General features: G+C 63.1%; 13 protein-coding genes. 4 read left to right on the top strand and 9 right to left on the bottom strand.

Annotated elements, in window-relative coordinates:
* Positions 1–24: 24 nt before the first annotated feature.
* The gene (locus PM2_RS10565) at positions 25–2,910 is read right to left on the bottom strand and encodes a Tn3 family transposase (RefSeq protein ID WP_001138082.1); all 2,886 of its coding nucleotides are present in this window, start codon (positions 2,908–2,910) and stop codon (positions 25–27) included.
* A gap of 125 nt (positions 2,911–3,035) precedes the next feature.
* Here PM2_RS10565 and PM2_RS10560 point away from each other — a divergent pair, with 125 nt between their 5' ends.
* The 3 genes from PM2_RS10560 to PM2_RS10545 all read left to right on the top strand — a co-directional run bounded on the left by PM2_RS10560 (position 3,036) and on the right by PM2_RS10545 (position 5,355).
* On the top strand, positions 3,036–3,650 hold the full coding sequence (locus tag PM2_RS10560) for a recombinase family protein (protein WP_000904906.1): 615 nt from the start codon (positions 3,036–3,038) through the stop codon (positions 3,648–3,650).
* A 65-nt stretch (positions 3,651–3,715) separates the two neighbouring features.
* The gene (aph(3'')-Ib, locus tag PM2_RS29950) at positions 3,716–4,519 is read left to right on the top strand and encodes an aminoglycoside O-phosphotransferase APH(3'')-Ib (protein WP_001082319.1); all 804 of its coding nucleotides are present in this window, start codon (positions 3,716–3,718) and stop codon (positions 4,517–4,519) included.
* Entirely contained in the window at positions 4,519–5,355 is an 837-nt protein-coding gene (locus tag PM2_RS10545; protein ID WP_000480968.1) for an aminoglycoside O-phosphotransferase APH(6)-Id, read from the top strand. Before aph(3'')-Ib ends, PM2_RS10545 begins: the two co-directional genes overlap by 1 nt.
* Positions 5,356–5,478: 123 nt before the next feature.
* Here PM2_RS10545 and PM2_RS10540 read toward each other — a convergent pair whose 3' ends face one another.
* The 3 genes from PM2_RS10540 to PM2_RS10530 all read right to left on the bottom strand — a co-directional run bounded on the left by PM2_RS10540 (position 5,479) and on the right by PM2_RS10530 (position 7,200).
* Positions 5,479–5,844: a DUF3742 family protein gene (locus tag PM2_RS10540; protein WP_028690953.1), complete on the bottom strand. Its 366-nt coding sequence runs from the start codon at positions 5,842–5,844 to the stop codon at positions 5,479–5,481.
* 84 nt (positions 5,845–5,928) lie between these two features.
* Positions 5,929–6,561 carry an RES family NAD+ phosphorylase gene (locus tag PM2_RS10535; protein ID WP_028690952.1) on the bottom strand — a complete coding sequence of 211 codons (633 nt, stop codon included), beginning with the start codon at positions 6,559–6,561 and terminating at the stop codon, positions 5,929–5,931.
* 12 nt (positions 6,562–6,573) lie between these two features.
* Positions 6,574–7,200, bottom strand: a complete 627-nt coding sequence (locus tag PM2_RS10530) for a hypothetical protein (protein WP_023657212.1) — start codon at positions 7,198–7,200, stop codon at positions 6,574–6,576.
* Between the two features lie 319 nt (positions 7,201–7,519).
* Between PM2_RS10530 and mobH the strand changes: the two genes are divergently transcribed.
* Complete coding sequence (gene mobH, locus PM2_RS10525; protein WP_028690951.1) at positions 7,520–9,364, top strand: MobH family relaxase; 1,845 nt, start codon at positions 7,520–7,522, stop codon at positions 9,362–9,364.
* Between the two features lie 80 nt (positions 9,365–9,444).
* On the opposite strand, the gene PM2_RS10520 is transcribed toward mobH, so the two are convergent.
* From PM2_RS10520 to fghA, 5 genes are read right to left on the bottom strand one after another with little or no spacing between them, the layout of a single operon-like run.
* Positions 9,445–12,096, bottom strand: coding sequence for an excinuclease ABC subunit UvrA (locus PM2_RS10520; protein WP_028690950.1), 2,652 nt, complete (start codon positions 12,094–12,096; stop codon positions 9,445–9,447).
* 25 nt (positions 12,097–12,121) lie between these two features.
* On the bottom strand, positions 12,122–13,987 hold the full coding sequence (gene nhaA, locus PM2_RS10515; protein ID WP_028690949.1) for a Na+/H+ antiporter NhaA: 1,866 nt from the start codon (positions 13,985–13,987) through the stop codon (positions 12,122–12,124).
* Between the two features lie 60 nt (positions 13,988–14,047).
* Entirely contained in the window at positions 14,048–15,361 is a 1,314-nt protein-coding gene (locus tag PM2_RS10510) for a replication-associated recombination protein A (protein WP_028690948.1), read from the bottom strand.
* Between the two features lie 51 nt (positions 15,362–15,412).
* Entirely contained in the window at positions 15,413–16,720 is a 1,308-nt protein-coding gene (locus PM2_RS10505; RefSeq protein ID WP_028690947.1) for an NAD(P)/FAD-dependent oxidoreductase, read from the bottom strand.
* 18 nt (positions 16,721–16,738) lie between these two features.
* Positions 16,739–17,569, bottom strand: coding sequence for an S-formylglutathione hydrolase (gene fghA, locus PM2_RS10500; RefSeq protein WP_023464790.1), 831 nt, complete (start codon positions 17,567–17,569; stop codon positions 16,739–16,741).
* Positions 17,570–17,601: the final 32 nt, after the last annotated feature.

Genomic DNA, 17,601 nt, shown 5'->3' with positions numbered 1-17,601 from the left:
TGCGGGAGGGGGCGGAATCCTACGCTAAGGCTTTGGCCAGCGATATTCTCCGGTGAGATTGATGTGTTCCCATCCGAGCGGCGAAACATGGGCCAAGAGATCGGGCGATAGCAGCTTTCCATCGCGTTTCTGGTTTGCAACGACCTCGCCGAGCTTCATGGTGTTCCAGAAGATGATGATGGCGGCGAGCAGATTCATGCCGGCGATGCGGTAATGCTGGCCTTCGGCGGAACGGTCGCGGATTTCACCGCGGCGGTGGAAGCTGATTGCCCGCTTCAGCGCATGATGAGCTTCGCCTTTGTTGAGCCCGATCTGGGCACGCCGTTGGAGTTCGGCATCCAGAATCCAGTCGATCATGAACAGGGTGCGCTCGACGCGACCGACTTCCCGCAGGGCTGTCGCGAGCTCGTTCTGCCGCGGATAGGAGGCGAGTTTCCGCAGAATCTGGCTTGGCGCGACGGTCCCGGCAGCAATGGTGGCGGCGATGCGCAGGATGTCGGGCCAATTGCGCTCGATCATGGCTTGGTTGACCTTTCCGCCGATCAACGCTCGCAGGTGCGCCGGGGCGGCCGACGGATTGAACGCGTAGAGCCGTTTGGATGGCAGGTCGCGGATGCGCGGAGCGAACCGGTAGCCGAGAATGGCACATGCGGCAAAGACGTGATCGGTGAAGCCGCCCGTGTCGGTGAACTGCTCGCGGATATGGCGTCCAGCATCGTTCATCAGCAGGCCATCGAGGATGTAAGGCGCTTCGCTTGCCGTTGCAGGAATCACCTGGGTTGCGAACGGCGCATATTGGTCGGAGACGTGGCTATAGGCTTTCAGGCCCGGGGTATTGCCATATTTCGCGTTGACCAGGTTCATGGCCTCACCTTGCTCTGTAGCGACGAAGAACTGTCCGTCGCTCGAAGCCGACGTGCCCATGCCCCAGAACCGGGCCATGGGTAACGCTGCCTGTGCCTCGACCACCATGGCCAGCGCCCGGTCATAGGCTTCGCCCTCGACATGCCACCGTCCAATGCGGATCAATTCCCAGAAGGTGTGGGTGTTTGTCGCATCCGCCATTTTGCGCAAGCCGAGGTTGATCCCTTCCGCCAAGATAACGTTCATTAGCCCGATCCGGTCAGCGCAGGGTGCTCCTGTGCGCAGATGGGTGAACGCTTCGGTGAAGCCGGTCGCCGCATCCACCTCCAGCAGGAGATCGGTGATGCGCGTGGGCGGGATCTGCTTGTAGAGATCGAGCACCAGATCTTCGGCGCCTGTCGGCGCGGCGGCTTCGAGTTTCTCGATATGCAGAACGCCGTTTTCAATCGACCCGCCCGGGATCGTGCCTGCGCGAGCGGCACGGCCAAGCTCGCGCAACCGCATGTCGAGGCGAGCTTGCCGGTCTGCCAGCCATTCCTCCGGCCGCAATGGCACAGCGAGACGACCGCCTTCCGCGATGGATTGTGCCGGAACGAGTGCGTGTTTCAGATCGCCATAGCGCCGGGACCTAGTAAGCCAGACATCTCCGGAGCGGAACGCATCGCGCAGATGGAACAGCACCGCGATCTCCCATAGGCGAGCGTCGCCAGCCCTCTGGGCCCGAAGGTGGCGATGCCATTTCGAGCTGGGCCGCAAGAAGCTGGTCATCGCGGCATCGTTCAAACCGGTACGAAGGGCCGTCACCGCTTCCAGAAGCGGCAGTGCAACGGGCGCAGCTCGCAGATCGAGCAGGCGCAACATGCGTGGAGCGTATCGGCGGAAGCGGTGATAACCGTCGAGCACATGATTGAGCGGATCGTCGGCCATGGTGGCGGTCAGCCTGGTTGCCATTGCAACAAGGGTTTTTAAGCCGTCCCACCCTGACCCACTCGCGATGACATCGCCCAGCGGCTGGCCATCATCCTGTGCATCGACCAGGGCGCCCCCGATCTCGGCGAAGGATTTCAGGGTGTCACGCACCACCCCCGCTTCGTCTGCGACCTTTGCATGGCAAATACGCTCCGAAGCACGGTAGAGACGGCCGACGATCCGGTCGTGGGTTTCGACCACTGCGTCGGCCAACATCGCCTGCCATTCCGAGACGCAAACAGCCAAGATCGCAAGCCGCCTGTCCTCCGGGAGATCGCGCATGCCGTCGGCATAATACCGTTCACCCTGCCTGCGCAGACGAGTCACCCGATGGGCAGGAACGCCGGCAAGCAGATCCTCGGGGAGATCGATGCGTTGCAGATATTCGAGCCGGTCGAGCAGCCGGTTGGCCGACGAAGAGTTCGAGCCAGGCTCGAACTGGCGCAGCCACACAAAACGGGTCACCCGATCATCAGCCGTCTCCTCGAGCAATGCCAGCAACTGTTCTCGGATCGACATAGGCAGCCGACTGGCGATCCTCGTCTCGATGCGTCGCTCGGCATCGACGAGAGCCGCGGCACAAAGCCGCTCGATCGTGGATGTCGCGGGAAGGACAGTGCGGGTGCGTCGGCACTCGGCTACGAAGCGACGGGCGATATCCTCGTTCGACACCGCCATCTCGGCTTCTCGGAACAACCATTCCTTCAGCTCGCTCGCACCACGTCCGGAGAAGGTGCGGAAGCCGTAGAGCCCCCGTAACTCGGCAAGATGCTCGTGCCGTGTTTCCTCGCGGGCAGCATAGTCTACGAGATCGTCGGCACCCAGGCCAAGCTGCGCTCCGATAAATTCGATGACCTCTGCAGGGATCAGTTCGCCTGGAGCCAGCACCCGGCCGGGATAGCGCAGGACACACAATTGCAGGGCGAAGCCGAACCTGTTGTGAGCGCGCCGACGCAGCCTGATATGCCCAAGGTCTTCATCACTCAGCGTATAGTGCTTGAGCAAATCCGTCTGTGAAGTCGGCAAGCGCAACAGCGCGTCTTTCTGCCGATCGGTTAGAGTGACGCGACGCGGCATACATGTTCCTTTTTCAAAATCTGATAGCGTTCAAGACGCTTTGTTTATGAAGCTGGTTGAGATACATTTCCAGAGGTCAATGCAATCGTGGCCGAAGCGCCGCCTCAAACCAACGTTTGTGATACATGCTGATCGGATATGCCCGCGTCTCCAAAGCCGATGGCTCGCAGTCTCTCGACCTGCAGCACGACGCCTTGCGCGCCGCAGGTGTCGAACGGGACAATATCTATGATGATCTTGCTTCCGGCGGTCGTGATGATCGCCCTGGCTTGACTGCCTGCCTCAAGTCATTGCGTGACGGCGATGTGCTGGTGGTCTGGAAGCTCGATCGCCTCGGACGATCGCTTGCCCATCTGGTCAACACGGTGAAGGAGCTGTCAGACCGCAAGATCGGCCTGCGGGTTCTGACTGGAAAGGGCGCTCAGATCGACACCACGACTGCGTCCGGTCGCATGGTGTTCGGAATCTTCGCCACCTTGGCCGAGTTCGAGCGGGATCTGATCCGAGAGCGCACCATGGCGGGTCTCGCCTCCGCGAGAGCGCGCGGTCGCAAGGGCGGACGAAAATTCGCGCTCACCAAAGCTCAGGTGCGTCTCGCGCAAGCCGCCATGGCCCAGCGCGATACTTCAGTTTCCGATCTCTGCAAGGAACTCGGCATCGAGCGCGTCACTCTCTACCGATATGTCGGTCCCAAAGGCGAGCTCAGAGACCATGGAAAGCATGTTCTCGGACTTACGTAGCAACTCGTTTCTTTTCGCAGGTTGAGCCACCTCCGCGCTTCATCAGAAAACTGAAGGAACCTCCATTGAATCGAACTAATATTTTTTTTGGTGAATCGCATTCTGACTGGTTGCCTGTCAGAGGCGGAGAATCTGGTGATTTTGTTTTTCGACGTGGTGACGGGCATGCCTTCGCGAAAATCGCACCTGCTTCCCGCCGCGGTGAGCTCGCTGGAGAGCGTGACCGCCTCATTTGGCTCAAAGGTCGAGGTGTGGCTTGCCCCGAGGTGATCAACTGGCAGGAGGAACAGGAGGGTGCATGCTTGGTGATAACGGCAATTCCGGGAGTACCGGCGGCTGATCTGTCTGGAGCGGATTTGCTCAAAGCGTGGCCGTCAATGGGGCAGCAACTTGGCGCTGTTCACAGCCTATCGGTTGATCAATGTCCGTTTGAGCGCAGGCTGTCGCGAATGTTCGGACGCGCCGTTGATGTGGTGTCCCGCAATGCCGTCAATCCCGACTTCTTACCGGACGAGGACAAGAGTACGCCGCAGCTCGATCTTTTGGCTCGTGTCGAACGAGAGCTACCGGTGCGGCTCGACCAAGAGCGCACCGATATGGTTGTTTGCCATGGTGATCCCTGCATGCCGAACTTCATGGTGGACCCTAAAACTCTTCAATGCACGGGTCTGATCGACCTTGGGCGGCTCGGAACAGCAGATCGCTATGCCGATTTGGCACTCATGATTGCTAACGCCGAAGAGAACTGGGCAGCGCCAGATGAAGCAGAGCGCGCCTTCGCTGTCCTATTCAATGTATTGGGGATCGAAGCCCCCGACCGCGAACGCCTTGCCTTCTATCTGCGATTGGACCCTCTGACTTGGGGTTGATGTTCATGCCGCCTGTTTTTCCTGCTCATTGGCACGTTTCGCAACCTGTTCTCATTGCGGACACCTTTTCCAGCCTCGTTTGGAAAGTTTCATTGCCAGACGGGACTCCTGCAATCGTCAAGGGATTGAAACCTATAGAAGACATTGCTGATGAACTGCGCGGGGCCGACTATCTGGTATGGCGCAATGGGAGGGGAGCAGTCCGGTTGCTCGGTCGTGAGAACAATCTGATGTTGCTCGAATATGCCGGGGAGCGAATGCTCTCTCACATCGTTGCCGAGCACGGCGACTACCAGGCGACCGAAATTGCAGCGGAACTAATGGCGAAGCTGTATGCCGCATCTGAGGAACCCCTGCCTTCTGCCCTTCTCCCGATCCGGGATCGCTTTGCAGCTTTGTTTCAGCGGGCGCGCGATGATCAAAACGCAGGTTGTCAAACTGACTACGTCCACGCGGCGATTATAGCCGATCAAATGATGAGCAATGCCTCGGAACTGCGTGGGCTACATGGCGATCTGCATCATGAAAACATCATGTTCTCCAGTCGCGGCTGGCTGGTGATAGATCCCGTCGGTCTGGTCGGTGAAGTGGGCTTTGGCGCCGCCAATATGTTCTACGATCCGGCTGACAGAGACGACCTTTGTCTCGATCCTAGACGCATTGCACAGATGGCGGACGCATTCTCTCGTGCGCTGGACGTCGATCCGCGTCGCCTGCTCGACCAGGCGTACGCTTATGGGTGCCTTTCCGCAGCTTGGAACGCGGATGGAGAAGAGGAGCAACGCGATCTAGCTATCGCGGCCGCGATCAAGCAGGTGCGACAGACGTCATACTAGATATCAAGCGACTTCTCCTATCCCCTGGGAACACATCAATCTTACCGGAGAATATCGTTGGCCAAAGCCTTAGCGTAGGATTTCGCCCTCTCCCGCAAACGACCCCAAGTAGCGCGGTGCCGATCAGTCGTCGGTGTACAACTCGTGCGACGTATCGTTGTACAGATTGGGATCGTAGCCGGGTGTCTTGCGCAGTTCGGTGAGGTCGGTGAACGGCCACTCGTCTTCTTCCGATGTATTGGCAGCCGCCGCCCATCCCGCCACCACGACTCCCAGCAACACGAGTGCGAACCAGAAGGCGGCGTAGAGCAGCGCGCCCAGCACAGCCAGCTTGACCACCCACAGCAGCACTGTGGCACCAACCGAAGGCACCCCTTTGGCCACCAACCAATTCGATACCCGCCGTTCGCCACGCGCATAGACGCGCCATCCGCGGCCAAAGGTACGGCCGAGGCGTTCTGCGGTACTGGTGCGGGTCGTCGTGTTCATGGTCGTCTCCTGCTACTGAGGAATGCCTATTCCTGTTTGCTCCACTTCATTCCGTTTCGGGCTTCAATGTGTTTTCTTGCTGCTTCAGGACGCTTCGTCATCCGGTTCCACCGGGCCGGGGTCGGGCTCCACGCCGATGCGGTAGGTGGCAACGAAACGCGGCCAGTCCACATGGTCAACCAGGTCGATGTCCTCGACAACGCTGACCTTCGTTCCCGCACGCTCGAACAGGGCGATGCTCGCGGCGGGATAGTTGTTGCGCGACGGATAGAGCACCCCGTCGAACAGCGGCTGGCCGTCGTCGCCGACCATCGCATGCACCTGAGCGGACACCTGCTGCGTGTGCGTGTAGTCGCGGCTCGCCAACTGCTCCAGATTCAGGCCGAAGTAGCCCGCCATGACGCCCGGCGCCGTGAGGTCGGCCAGGAGCACGTCGTCCAGCACGCCCACGGCGCGGACCATCCGGGCGTGGACCTCCTTCAGGGCGATGGAGCGCTTCGTGTCTTCAAGCCACTGGTGCTTGTGAAACACCGACTCCATCAGCGCCGTGGGCAGGTCGCGCCCCAGGTAGAGCACGCCGTAGGCCCCCGCCGGGTCATCGTAGCGATTCGTGCTGCTGCGACCATAGTACAGCGGGCTGCCCCGATAGACGACGCGGCTCACATGCTGGAGCAGTTCACCGGCATCGATCAGGAACGAAGGCAGCTCGTGGCTCATGGCGATCTCGCTTCAATGCACCTGGACGCCCAGCACGTTGAACACGGCCTCGGCCACGTCATCGATCGTGCCATGCGTCACCGCATCCACCGGCGAGCGCCCACCCAAGCCTTCGAGCGGTTCGGACAGTGCGCGGTAGATCGTCCAGTGATCGATACCCTCGACCTCCTGAAGCACGGTTTGGGTCAACTGCTGTTTCACCGGGTCGAGCTGCCAGTCGGGCAGCTTCTGACCGCGCGGCCCCACGTTCAGCGCCAGCAGCCGACGCGCGAGGATGTCCTTGTAGATCTGCTGGCGCGACTTGTCCGCCAGCTTGGCGAACTCCGCGGGCGGCAGGTTGTGCGGCTGGTTGAAGGTTTCCAGCAGCACGGCGCGGCCTCGCTGGACGTCGGTTTCATTCGGTGCCCAGCGCGTGTCGGCGCGCAGCGCGGCCGCCTTGCGTGCAAGGGCCTGCCCAACGGTCTCCCCCTCCAAGTTGGCGGGCAGTGTCACCGCTTCCACACGCTCGTGGACGAACGCCTGCAACTCGGCCGCGAAAGCCGTGGCATCCCGGATTTCGACGGTATCCGCGAAGCGGCGTACATCTTCCACCGTGACGCGCGGCAGACGGTCGGCAATGAATTCAATGGCAGTGGGCATGGTCATCTCCCGAGTAGGTTTGGGACAGGATTCACTCTAGTCGCCTTTGTCGCGTCTGTCAACTTAGTCGCCTGAGTGAGAACAACCTACCTGGCGGAAGCAGCGTTCCCACAGCATAGGCAGAGGCCAGCGCCGGGTCGCCGTCCAATGCATTCGAGCGGGTTCCACATTGACGCTGGAGCCGCAACCCAGGCCTCGCTATACCGAAACGGTTAAAGGCCAAAGGGCCGAAATGGCAAGGGAATGGGGTGCAAGGGGAAAGGCCCTACCTCGAAAAGGCCAAAAGGCCTCCCGGTCGGCCCGTCATCAGGACACCCACATGCTTTCCCTGTTCCAGCGAAAACGGCCCCCGGTCGCTGCCGCACCGACGCCACCACCCGTCACCGCCCTCCCGAAAGGGCTGCTGCGTCCTGAGTCGGCCGCATCGCTGCTGGCCACCCCACGCCGGCAGAAGCTGCTGGAGCACATCTGGCAGCGTACCTCGCTCTCGCGTAGGCAATTCGCCACCCTGTATCGCACGCCCCTGGAACGCTATGCCGAACTGGTCCAGGCCTTCCCGGCCTCCGAGGCGCATCACCATGCCTACCCGGGCGGCATGCTCGACCACGGCCTGGAGATCGTCGCCTACAGCCTGAAACTGCGGCAGTCCCATCTGCTGCCCATCGGTGCCAGTCCCGAAGACCAGGCGGCCCAGTCCGAAGCCTGGACCGCCGCCGTTGCCTATGCTGCGCTGCTCCACGATATTGGCAAGATCGCCGTCGATCTACACGTCGAACTGGCCGACGGCAGTACTTGGCATCCGTGGCATGGCCCGCTGCACCAGGCGTACCGATTTCGCTACCGTGACGACCGCGAATACCGCCTGCACAGCGCCGCAACAGGCTTGCTCTATCGCCAACTGCTCGACCGCCACGTCCTGGACTGGCTCAGCGACTATCCGGCTCTCTGGGCACCGCTGCTCTATGTGCTGGCCGGTCAGTACGAACATGCCGGTGTACTGGGGGAACTCGTCGTGCAAGCAGACCGGGCGTCGGTGGCCCAGGAGCTGGGCGGCGATCCGGCGCGCGCCATGGCCGCGCCCAAGCACGCACTGCAACGCAAGCTGCTGGACGGGTTGCGCTACCTGCTCAAGGAACAGTTGAAGCTGAACCAGCCGGAAGCCTCCGATGGCTGGCTCACCGAGGATGGTTTGTGGCTGGTGAGCAAGACGGTTTCGGACAAACTGCGCGCACACCTCCTGTCTCAGGGGATCGATGGCATTCCTGCGAACAACACCGCCGTGTTCAATGTGCTGCAGGACCACGGCATGCTGCAGCCCACACCGGACGGCAAGGCGGTCTGGCGCGCGACCGTGACCAGCACGACCGGCTGGTCCCATTCGTTCACCCTGTTGCGTCTCGCTCCCGCGCTGATCTGGGAGTCTGGCGAGCGACCAGCACCTTTCGCGGGCACGGTAGAGATCGACGCGACGCCCGCGGAAAACGACGCCAGCATGTCGGCTCCCGCGCCTACCGTCTCGGTGAACCCAGCGCAGGGAGGTCAAGAGCCTCCGATTTGGGAGGGCGACAGCACCACCATCGTTTCACCGCCCGCAGCCCAGCCCGTGCCCGACGTCATGGAGGATTTGCTCGCGATGGTGGGCTTGGGTGAGTCGGCCGGCGTTGGCCAGGATGCCGAGGAGTTCCTCCACACCCCCGCGCCAGCAACAGCCGCGACGTCCATTCCATCGCCTGCACCTGCACCCGCGCCTACGCCTGGGTCATCGGCAACGAAGCCATCCGGGGAACAGTTCATGGTTTGGCTGAAGCAGGGAATCGCCTCACGACGGCTCATCATCAACGACGCGAAGGCACTCGTGCATACGGTGAATGACACGGCCTACCTGGTCAGCCCGGGTGTGTTCCAACGCTATGCGCAGGAGCATCCCGAAGTGGCCGCACTCGCCAAGCAGGAGAGTCAACAGGATTGGCAGTGGGTGCAGAAGCGCTTCGAGAAGCTGCAGCTACATCGAAAGCAGCCCAATGGCCTGAACATTTGGACCTGTGAAGTCACGGGCCCGAGGAAGTCCCGCCGACTGCATGGCTACCTCCTCGAAGATGGGTCCTTGGCACTCGCCGAAATACCGCCCAACAATCCCTATCTTGCTCTGACTCAGGAAGGATGACGCGATTCGGGCATTGATCGCCACCGTCGTGTGGCGACGATCAATGCCCCGCGAAAACTGGCAACATTTGGCGAACTGAGCTACTCGGCCCGCGCCAACTCCTGTGCAAGGAACGGAGCGGTTCTGCTGCCAGACGTTCGGGCCACCTGCTGAGGGGAGCCCGCCACCACGATGCTGCCGCCGGCAGCGCCTGCACCAGGCCCCACGTCGATCACCCAATCGGCCTGGGCCACCGCGCGCATATCGTGTTCGATCATCACTACGGTATTGCCGGCATCGACCAGGCGCTGCAACTGCACCAGCAGCCGGTCGGCGTCCGACGCATGCAGCCCGGTAGTCGGCTCGTCGAGCACGTACAGGCTTCGGCCGCGCTGGCTGCGCTGAAGCTCGGTCGCCAGCTTGATACGCTGCGCCTCGCCACCGGAAAGCTCGGTGGCCGGTTGCCCCAGGCGCAGGTAGCCCAGTCCGATATCGCGCAGCAGTTGCAGTGGCCTTGCCACAGCGTCTTCACCCGCGAAGAATTCGCTGGCTTCGTCCACGGTCATCTGCAGCACCTCGGCGATGTTGCGCCCGTTCCATTGCACCTTCAGCGTGGCCTCGTTGTAGCGTGCGCCATGGCACGTCGGGCACGGCGCGTACACGCTGGGCATGAACAGCAGTTCCACGCTGACGAAGCCCTCGCCCTCGCAGGTCTCGCAGCGCCCCTTGGCGACGTTGAACGAGAACCGTCCGGCATCGTAGCGGCGGCGTCGCGCATCGGGCGTGGCAGCGAACAGCTTGCGCACATGGTCGAACAGGCCCGTGTAGGTGGCTAGGTTCGACCGCGGCGTGCGCCCGATCGGTTTCTGGTCCACCTGCACCAGACGCTGTACGGCGTCCACGTCGCCCGCCAGATGGCCGCCGGTCGCTTCGATCACTGCCGGCCCTTCGCTGGTGGCGCTTTCGGCTACATCGTCTTCCGGCTCGTGGCCCAGGTGCAGCAGCACCAGCTCCGGCAGGGCCTGCGCGACGAGGCTGGACTTGCCCGAGCCGGAGATGCCGGTGACGGCCGTCAGCACGCCCAGCGGAATGCGTGCGTCCACGCCATGCAGGTTGTGGCGGTGGACGCCCTGCAGCTCCAGCCAGCCGATCGCTTCGCGTGCCCGGCTCCCCGGCGCGGGGATCTCGTCGAACAGGTAACGGGCGGTGCGCGATTCGGCAATCTTGCGCAGGCCATCCGGCTCGCCACTGTAGAGCACGCGGCCGCCACGCTCCCCGGCATCCGGCCCGACATCCACTAGCCATTGCGCGCGGCGCATCAGTTCCAGGTCGTGCTCCACCACGAACACCGAGTTGCCTGCGTCGCGCAGCCGATCGAGTGCGTCGTACAGGGCCTGGCTGTCGGAGGGGTGCAGCCCCGCCGAGGGCTCGTCGAGCACGTACACGACGCCGAACAGCAGGGAACTCAATTGCGTAGCCAGCCGCAGGCGTTGCAACTCGCCAGCCGAAAGCGTCGGCGTGGCCCGGTCCAGCGTCAGGTAGCCCAAGCCCAGCCCGCGCAGTTGGCGCAGGCGTGCCATCACGCCACCGGCCAGGCGCTGCGCGGCGAGGCGCTTTTCTTCCGACAGCGCGGAGGTGCGGCGCACGTCGGGCGATACCGCGTGTACGGCACGACCGGAGGCCGCGCGTTGGGCACGGTCGCGCCGGGTCGCTTCCTTGTCCGTAGCCGCCCCCGCTGCATGGGCGCGGAAATCACCCTGGGCAATGGGTTCGAGCAAGGCCGCCAACTGGTCCAGCGGCATCTGCATGAACGCGCCGATGTCCACGCCGGCGAAGGTGACCGACAACGCCTCGGGCTTGAGCCGCTTGCCGTGGCAGGTGGGGCACGGCTTGCCCTCCATGAACCGGGACACGCGCTTTCTCATCAGCGCGCTCTGGGTGTTGGCAAAGGTGTGCAGCACATACCGGCGAGCACCGGTGAAGGTGCCCATGTAGCTCGGCTCCATCTTGCGCTTGAGCGCGGCGCGGGTCTCGGCGGGCGTGAAGCCGGCGTACACCGGCACCGTCGGTGTTTCCTCGGTGAACAGAATCCAGTCGCGATCCTTCTTCGGCAGGTCCTTCCACGGTCGGTCAACGTCGTAGCCCATGCTGACCAGGATGTCGCGCAGGTTCTGGCCTTGCCAGGCGGGGGGCCAGGAGGCGATCGCCCGCTCGCGGATGCTCAGGGAGGGATCGGGCACCATGATGGCCTCGGTCACCTCGTACACATGGCCCAGGCCGTGGCAGGTCGGGCACGCTCCCTGCGGCGTGTTGGGCGAAAAATCCTCGGCGTACAGCATCGGCTGGTTGGCTGGGTAGGCGCCGGCGCGCGAATACATCATCCGCACCAGGCTGGACAGGGTGGTCACACTGCCCACGGAGGAACGCGCGTTGCTGGAGCCACGCTGCTGCTGCAGCGCCACCGCCGGCGGGAGGCCGTCGATCGCATCGACGTCGGGCACGCCGGCCTGGTCGATCAATCGCCGCGCATAGGGGGCCACCGACTCGAAGTAACGTCGCTGAGCCTCGGCATAGATGGTGCCGAAGGCCAGCGAGGACTTCCCGGAGCCGGAGACTCCCGAGAACACCACGAGCGCGTTACGCGGGATGGAAACGTCCACCTCTTTGAGGTTGTTCTCGCGCGCCCCGCGCACCTGCACGAGGCCGCTGGCCGCAGCGGTACAAGAGGATTCACCGAAAGAATTGTTTGGCATGTTCTTATCCTGTAGTTCGTCCCGCTCAGGACGGGACTTCCTGAGTTCGTGGGCCGCGGCGACTGGCTTCGAGCGCCGCGGTGACAGTGCGGGCGTCGTAGCTGCCGCGCAGACGACGACCCTCGACGAAGAACGTCGGCGTGGCGTGCGCACCGCTGGCGACCGCACTGGCGAGGTCGCGCTCGACACGCTCGATCACCGCGGTGCTGTCGAGATCCGCGATGAACCGTTCGACGTCGAGCCCAAGCTCGGCGGCGTAGCCGATCAGATGCTCGCGCTCCAGCGCATGCTGACGGGTGAACACGAAGTCCAGCCACGGCCAGAACATCCCCTGGTTCGCCGCTGCCTCGGACGCCCGCGCGGCGATCGGCCCGTGCGGGTGGTGCGGCAGATGGCGCACCACATACCGCAGGTCGTCCCCGAAGTGGGCACGCAGATCGTCCCAAGAACCGGTCGCGTGCGCACAGTACGCGCACTCGAAGTCCACGTACTCGACGAGTGTGAGCTGGGCGTCCTCCGGCCCGCGGATGTGATCGATCTCCGGATCGACCGGTGGCTCAAGCACCATCGGCAGGTCAGCGGTCTTCTCACCCCACCGCTTGGCGGCGACCTTGAAGATCAGCCACCCGAGCAACGTGGCGAACACCATCGACACGAGCACGCCGACCGTCGCCTGGCGGCCCAGGTCGGAGGTCGTGCCGAACGCGAGCCCGATGATCAGCAGCGACACGGTGAAGCCGATCCCGGACAGTGCCGCACCACCGAACACGCTCCCCACCCCGACGCCCTCGGGCAGCCGGCCCAGGCCGAGACGGACGGCGACGAGCGTGATGAGCCCGATGCCCACGAGCTTGCCGAGCACGAGCCCTGCGATGACGCCCCACGTGACTGGCGAGCCGAAGGCCTCGGCGAGCAGCCCGCCACGCACGTCCACTCCGGCGTTCGCCAAGGCGAACACCGGCACGATCAGCAGCGCCGTCGGCAGCCGCAGGAACTCGTGCAATCGCTCGTTCACCGAGATACCCCGGGACAGCCCGCAGTCCACCGCGCGGGCCGATGCGGCACTCGGAGACTGCCAGAAGTCGCGGAACAGTTGTTTTGCCGCGACGACCTTGTGACGTTGCGTCGCGTAGGCGGGGATCAGCAGCCCCGCGGCCATCCCGGCGAGAGAGGCATGGATGCCGGAGTACACGGTTGCGAGCCACAGCACGATCACGATCAGCACATACGGCATTGCCCGCCACTGGCGGGTGCGCCCTAGCCACCACAACGCAACGAGACTGGCGAGGGCGATCAACAACGGGACGATCCGAATCTCCTCGCTATAGACGATGCCGATGATGGACACGGCGAGGAAGTCATCGACCACGGTCAGGGTGAGCAGGAACACGCGCAACTGACCGGATAGCCGCGGGCCGACGATCGCCAGGGTGCCCAGCATGAATGCCGTATCGGTGCCGACCACCGCCCCCCACCCGTGCAGGCCTTCACTTCCGGCCAGCCCCACGATCAGGACATACACCAGCGCGGGAAGCACGACACCTGCGACACCCGCGATCAGAGCGAGACGGGCACGGCTGCGGTCCCTGAGCGATCCGTGGGCGAACTCCTGACGCACCTCCAGGCCGATCAGGAAGAAGAAGACCACCATCAGGCCGTCGTTGACCCAGTGATGCAGATCCATGTGCATGCCCAGCGGCCCGAAGTCAAACCCGACGTCCAGGTGCCACAACGCGAAATAGGCATCGGATAGCGGCGAGTTCGCCCACGCCAGCGCCACGACCGTGACGATCACCAGCAGCACCGCAGCACCAGACTCCGTGCGCAGATAGCGGGCAACGCGTCCCCGGCTGATATTCGCCGAGGATGCACCGAAAGAAGTGGCTGACATGTTCTTATCCTGTTCCTGTAGTTCGTGAAGTCGCGATGAGCCGGTTTCGGAGGCGACCGGTCAGGCGTCCGCCTCTGGCAGCGTCCCATCATCCAGCGAGCGCAGCCAAGTAAGCCTTTCTCCCAGCCTGCGCTCAACACCTCTGTCCGTTGGCTGATACCAGCCCGGCCGCGCCACGCCCTCGGGAAAGTAGCTTTGCCCAGCGGCATAGCCGTTGGGCTCGTCATGGGCATAGCGGTAGCCTTCGTGATACCCCATCTGCTGCATCAGCTTCGTCGGCGCATTGCGAAGATGGAGAGGCACAGGCAGGGAGCCGCTGTTCTTGACGAAGGCCTTCGCCTTGTTCCAGGCGGCATAGGCAGCGTTCGACTTGGGGGCGGCAGCAAGGTAGGTCGCCGCGTGGGCAATCGGTATTTCGCCTTCGGGGGAACCCAGCCTCTCATAAGCCAGCGCGGCATTGAGCGCCAGTTGCAGCGCCTGCGGGTCGGCATTGCCGATGTCTTCGCTGGCCACCACGATCATGCGGCGCGTCACCTGGCTGACGTCGCCGCTGCCGTCGAGGATGCGGGCCAGCCAGTACAGGGCCGCGTCGGGGTCGGAGCCCCGCAGCGACTTGTGGAAGGCGGAGAGCTGCCAGTAGAACTCGTCGCCGCCCTTGTCGAACCTGCGCAGTGATGGGCTGGTGGACAGTTTGGCAAACTCGCCATCGACCACGGCCTTGCCCGCGCCCGACGCAGCATTCGTCACCTGCTCAAGCAGATTGAGGAAGCGCCTGCCATCGCCATCGGCAAAGCCCTTGAGCAGATCCAGCGCGTCCGCGTCCAACGTGACGCCCTGGAGATGCGGCAGTGCGCGTTCGTAGAGCTGGTTCAGTTCGTCGCCGGACAGCGGTTCGAGGGTATAGACCTGCGCGCGTGAGAGCAGAGCGGAATTGACCGCCAGCCCCGGATGCTCGGTCGTTCCCCCCACCAGGGTCAGGAGCCCCGACTCGACATGGGGCAGTAGGGCATCCTGCTGCGCCTTGTTGAAGCGATGGATCTCATCGACGAAAAGCACCGTCGATCGACCATGGTTGCCCAGTTCTGCCTGGGCCTCGTCGATGGCTTGCCGGATGTCCTTCACCCCGGCAAGCACGGCCGAGATGGCGATGAATCGGCTGTCGGTCGCACTGGCGGCCAGGCGCCCCAGGGTGGTCTTGCCCACGCCTGGCGGCCCCCAGAGGATGAACGAGTGCAACTTGCCCGCCTCGAACGCGAGACGAAGCGGCTTGCCGGGGCCGAGCAAGTGCCGTTGCCCGACGAATTCATCCAGCGTCTTGGGCCGCAGGAGTTCGGCCAAGGGAGGCTTGGGCTTTGTCGTGAATAGATCGGTCAAGTTCCTCTCCCTGGTATTTCTGATAGTTGACGTTCCGATAAGGTGTGCACCTCAATCCAGAGAGCCGGATTTATCCAACGCCGTGGGCTCTTTGTCGCTAATCGCATGCATGATGATGCGAGAGCCGCGGTAGCCGATGCTATGGTTCCATACCCAGCTCAACGCGACGCTGAGACGATTTCGCGTACCGATCAGAAAGTAGATATGCGCGAGCTTCCAGATCCACCACGCAAAGGCTCCACGCAGCTTAACCCGCCCCATGTCAATTACGGCCAGGCTGCGGCCGATGGTGGCCAGGTTCCCCTGATGCCGGTATTTGAAAGGCCCGTCAGCGGGCTTGCCTTTCAAACGCCGTCCAATGAGGTTGGCGACGTACTTGCCTTGCTGTTTGGCGGCGGGGGCGATGCCCGGTACGGGCTTCCCATCAGCCATGGTGCACGAGGCGGTATCGCCGATGGCGAAGACCTCCGGGCGACCGGCCACCGTCAGGTCGGGACCAACGACCACTCGACCCGCACGATCAGACGCAGCACCCAACCAGCGAGCCGCGGGAGACGCCTGGACGCCGGCGGCCCAAACGATGGTCTTGGCCGAAAGAGGCTTGCCGCCATACACCACGCCGTCGGCCGAGCATTCGGTGACCGGCGTACCCAGCACGACCTCGACCCCGAGCTTTTCGAGTGCCTGGCGCGTATAGGCCGAAAGATCCTCTGGAAAGACGGACAACAGACGCGGGCCCGCCTCGATCAGTACAACCCGGGACGTGCTCGGGTCGATCGAGCGGAAGTCACGCGCCAGCGTGTCTCGTGCAAGCTCGGCGATGGTCCCGGCCAATTCAACCCCGGTGGGACCACCACCGATGATGACGAACGTCTGCAGCGCGGCACGCTGCTGAGGATCGCTCGTGCGCTCGGCCTCCTCGAAAGCCGCGAGGATTCGGCCTCGAATGGTCGTGGCATCTTCCAGCGTCTTCAACCCCGGCGCGAAAGCCCCCCATTCGTCGTGTCCGAAATAGGCATGGGTAGCACCTGTCGCGAGTACGAGCGTGTCGTAGGTTTGGCGCGAGCCATTGTTGAGAATGACCTGACGCGCGTCCTGGTCGATACCTTCCACTTCCGCCATCAAGGTGTTCACTTCCGGGCGATTTCGGAATAGATAGCGAATAGGCCAGGCGATCTCGGATGTCGAGAGAGATGCCCCTGCGACCTGGTAAAGCAGCGGCTGGAACAGGTGATGATTGCGCCGGTCGATGATCGTCACATCGACCTCGGCACCAGCAAGCTGGTTGGCAACCTCGATCCCGCCGAAGCCCGCTCCGATAATGACGACGTGATGTCGGTTTTTGGAGGTCTTTGTCATGACCTGATCTCCTCTCTCTCAGCGTTTCAGCGCCGATGCGTGGTGTGCCATATGCTCGCCAATGAAACTGGCAATGAAGTAGTAGCTGTGGTCGTAGCCTGGGCGCAGATTCAACGTGAGCGGGTGCCCCGTCTCGTCGCAGGCCTTGCGCAGCAGATCGGGCTGAAGCTGACTCTCCAGGAACTCGTCGCCCAAACCCTGATCCACCAGCAGCGGCAGACGCTCCTGCACGGTGCGAATCAGCTCCACGGTGTCGTACTGCTTCCACGCCTCCCGGTCGCTGCCCAGGTACGCCTCGAAGGCCTTGTGTCCCCAGGGAACCTGGGTGGGCGCGACGATGGGCGAGAAGGCCGAGACGCTTCGATAACGGCCCGGGTTGCGCAGGGCGATGACCAGAGCACCGTGTCCCCCCATGGAATGGCCGCTGATGCTCCGCTCCGCTGTCACGGGAAAGTGGGCCTCGATCAGCGCCGGTAGTTCCTGCACCACGTAGTCATACATCCGATGATTCGCAGCCCAGGGTTCCTGCGTGGCGTTGACGTAGAAACCTGCCCCCTGTCCGAGGTCATAGGCGGGATCGTCGGCAACGCCTTCGCCGCGAGCGCTGCTATCGGGCGCGACGACGGCAATGCCATGTTCGGCTGCGTAGCGCTGGACGGCGGACTTGGTGATGAAGTTCTGCTCGGTGCAGGTGAGGCCTGAAAGCCAGTACAGCACCGGCACCTTGCCGTGCTGTGCCTGCGGAGGCAGATAGACGCCGACTTTCATCGTGCAACCGAGCGTCGTGGATTCATGCTGATAAACGTCCTGCCAACCATCAAAGCTGGCGTGATGTTCGATGCGTTCCATGGTGTTCTCCTATGTTCAAAGGAACGGCGCAG

Origin of the sequence: Pseudomonas monteilii NBRC 103158 = DSM 14164 (assembly GCF_000730605.1) — a bacterium.
In the GTDB taxonomy this organism is placed as follows: Bacteria; Pseudomonadota; Gammaproteobacteria; order Pseudomonadales; family Pseudomonadaceae; genus Aquipseudomonas; species Aquipseudomonas monteilii.
Note: the sequence above shows the minus strand (reverse complement) of the source record. Positions and strands in the feature narration are given on the sequence as shown.

What these genes read in the sequence shown, in the direction of transcription:
- mobH (WP_028690951.1), top strand. Translation starts at nt 7,520, where the DNA reads ATGCTTTCCCTGTTCCAGCGAAAACGGCCCCCGGTCGCTGCCGCACCG.
- PM2_RS10530 (WP_023657212.1), bottom strand. Translation starts at nt 7,200, where the DNA reads ATGCCCACTGCCATTGAATTCATTGCCGACCGTCTGCCGCGCGTCACG.
- PM2_RS10545 (WP_000480968.1), top strand. Translation starts at nt 4,519, where the DNA reads ATGTTCATGCCGCCTGTTTTTCCTGCTCATTGGCACGTTTCGCAACCT.
- nhaA (WP_028690949.1), bottom strand. Translation starts at nt 13,987, where the DNA reads ATGTCAGCCACTTCTTTCGGTGCATCCTCGGCGAATATCAGCCGGGGA.
- PM2_RS10520 (WP_028690950.1), bottom strand. Translation starts at nt 12,096, where the DNA reads ATGCCAAACAATTCTTTCGGTGAATCCTCTTGTACCGCTGCGGCCAGC.
- PM2_RS10540 (WP_028690953.1), bottom strand. Translation starts at nt 5,844, where the DNA reads ATGAACACGACGACCCGCACCAGTACCGCAGAACGCCTCGGCCGTACC.
- PM2_RS10565 (WP_001138082.1), bottom strand. Translation starts at nt 2,910, where the DNA reads ATGCCGCGTCGCGTCACTCTAACCGATCGGCAGAAAGACGCGCTGTTG.
- PM2_RS10505 (WP_028690947.1), bottom strand. Translation starts at nt 16,720, where the DNA reads ATGACAAAGACCTCCAAAAACCGACATCACGTCGTCATTATCGGAGCG.
- PM2_RS10560 (WP_000904906.1), top strand. Translation starts at nt 3,036, where the DNA reads ATGCTGATCGGATATGCCCGCGTCTCCAAAGCCGATGGCTCGCAGTCT.
- PM2_RS10535 (WP_028690952.1), bottom strand. Translation starts at nt 6,561, where the DNA reads ATGAGCCACGAGCTGCCTTCGTTCCTGATCGATGCCGGTGAACTGCTC.
- fghA (WP_023464790.1), bottom strand. Translation starts at nt 17,569, where the DNA reads ATGGAACGCATCGAACATCACGCCAGCTTTGATGGTTGGCAGGACGTT.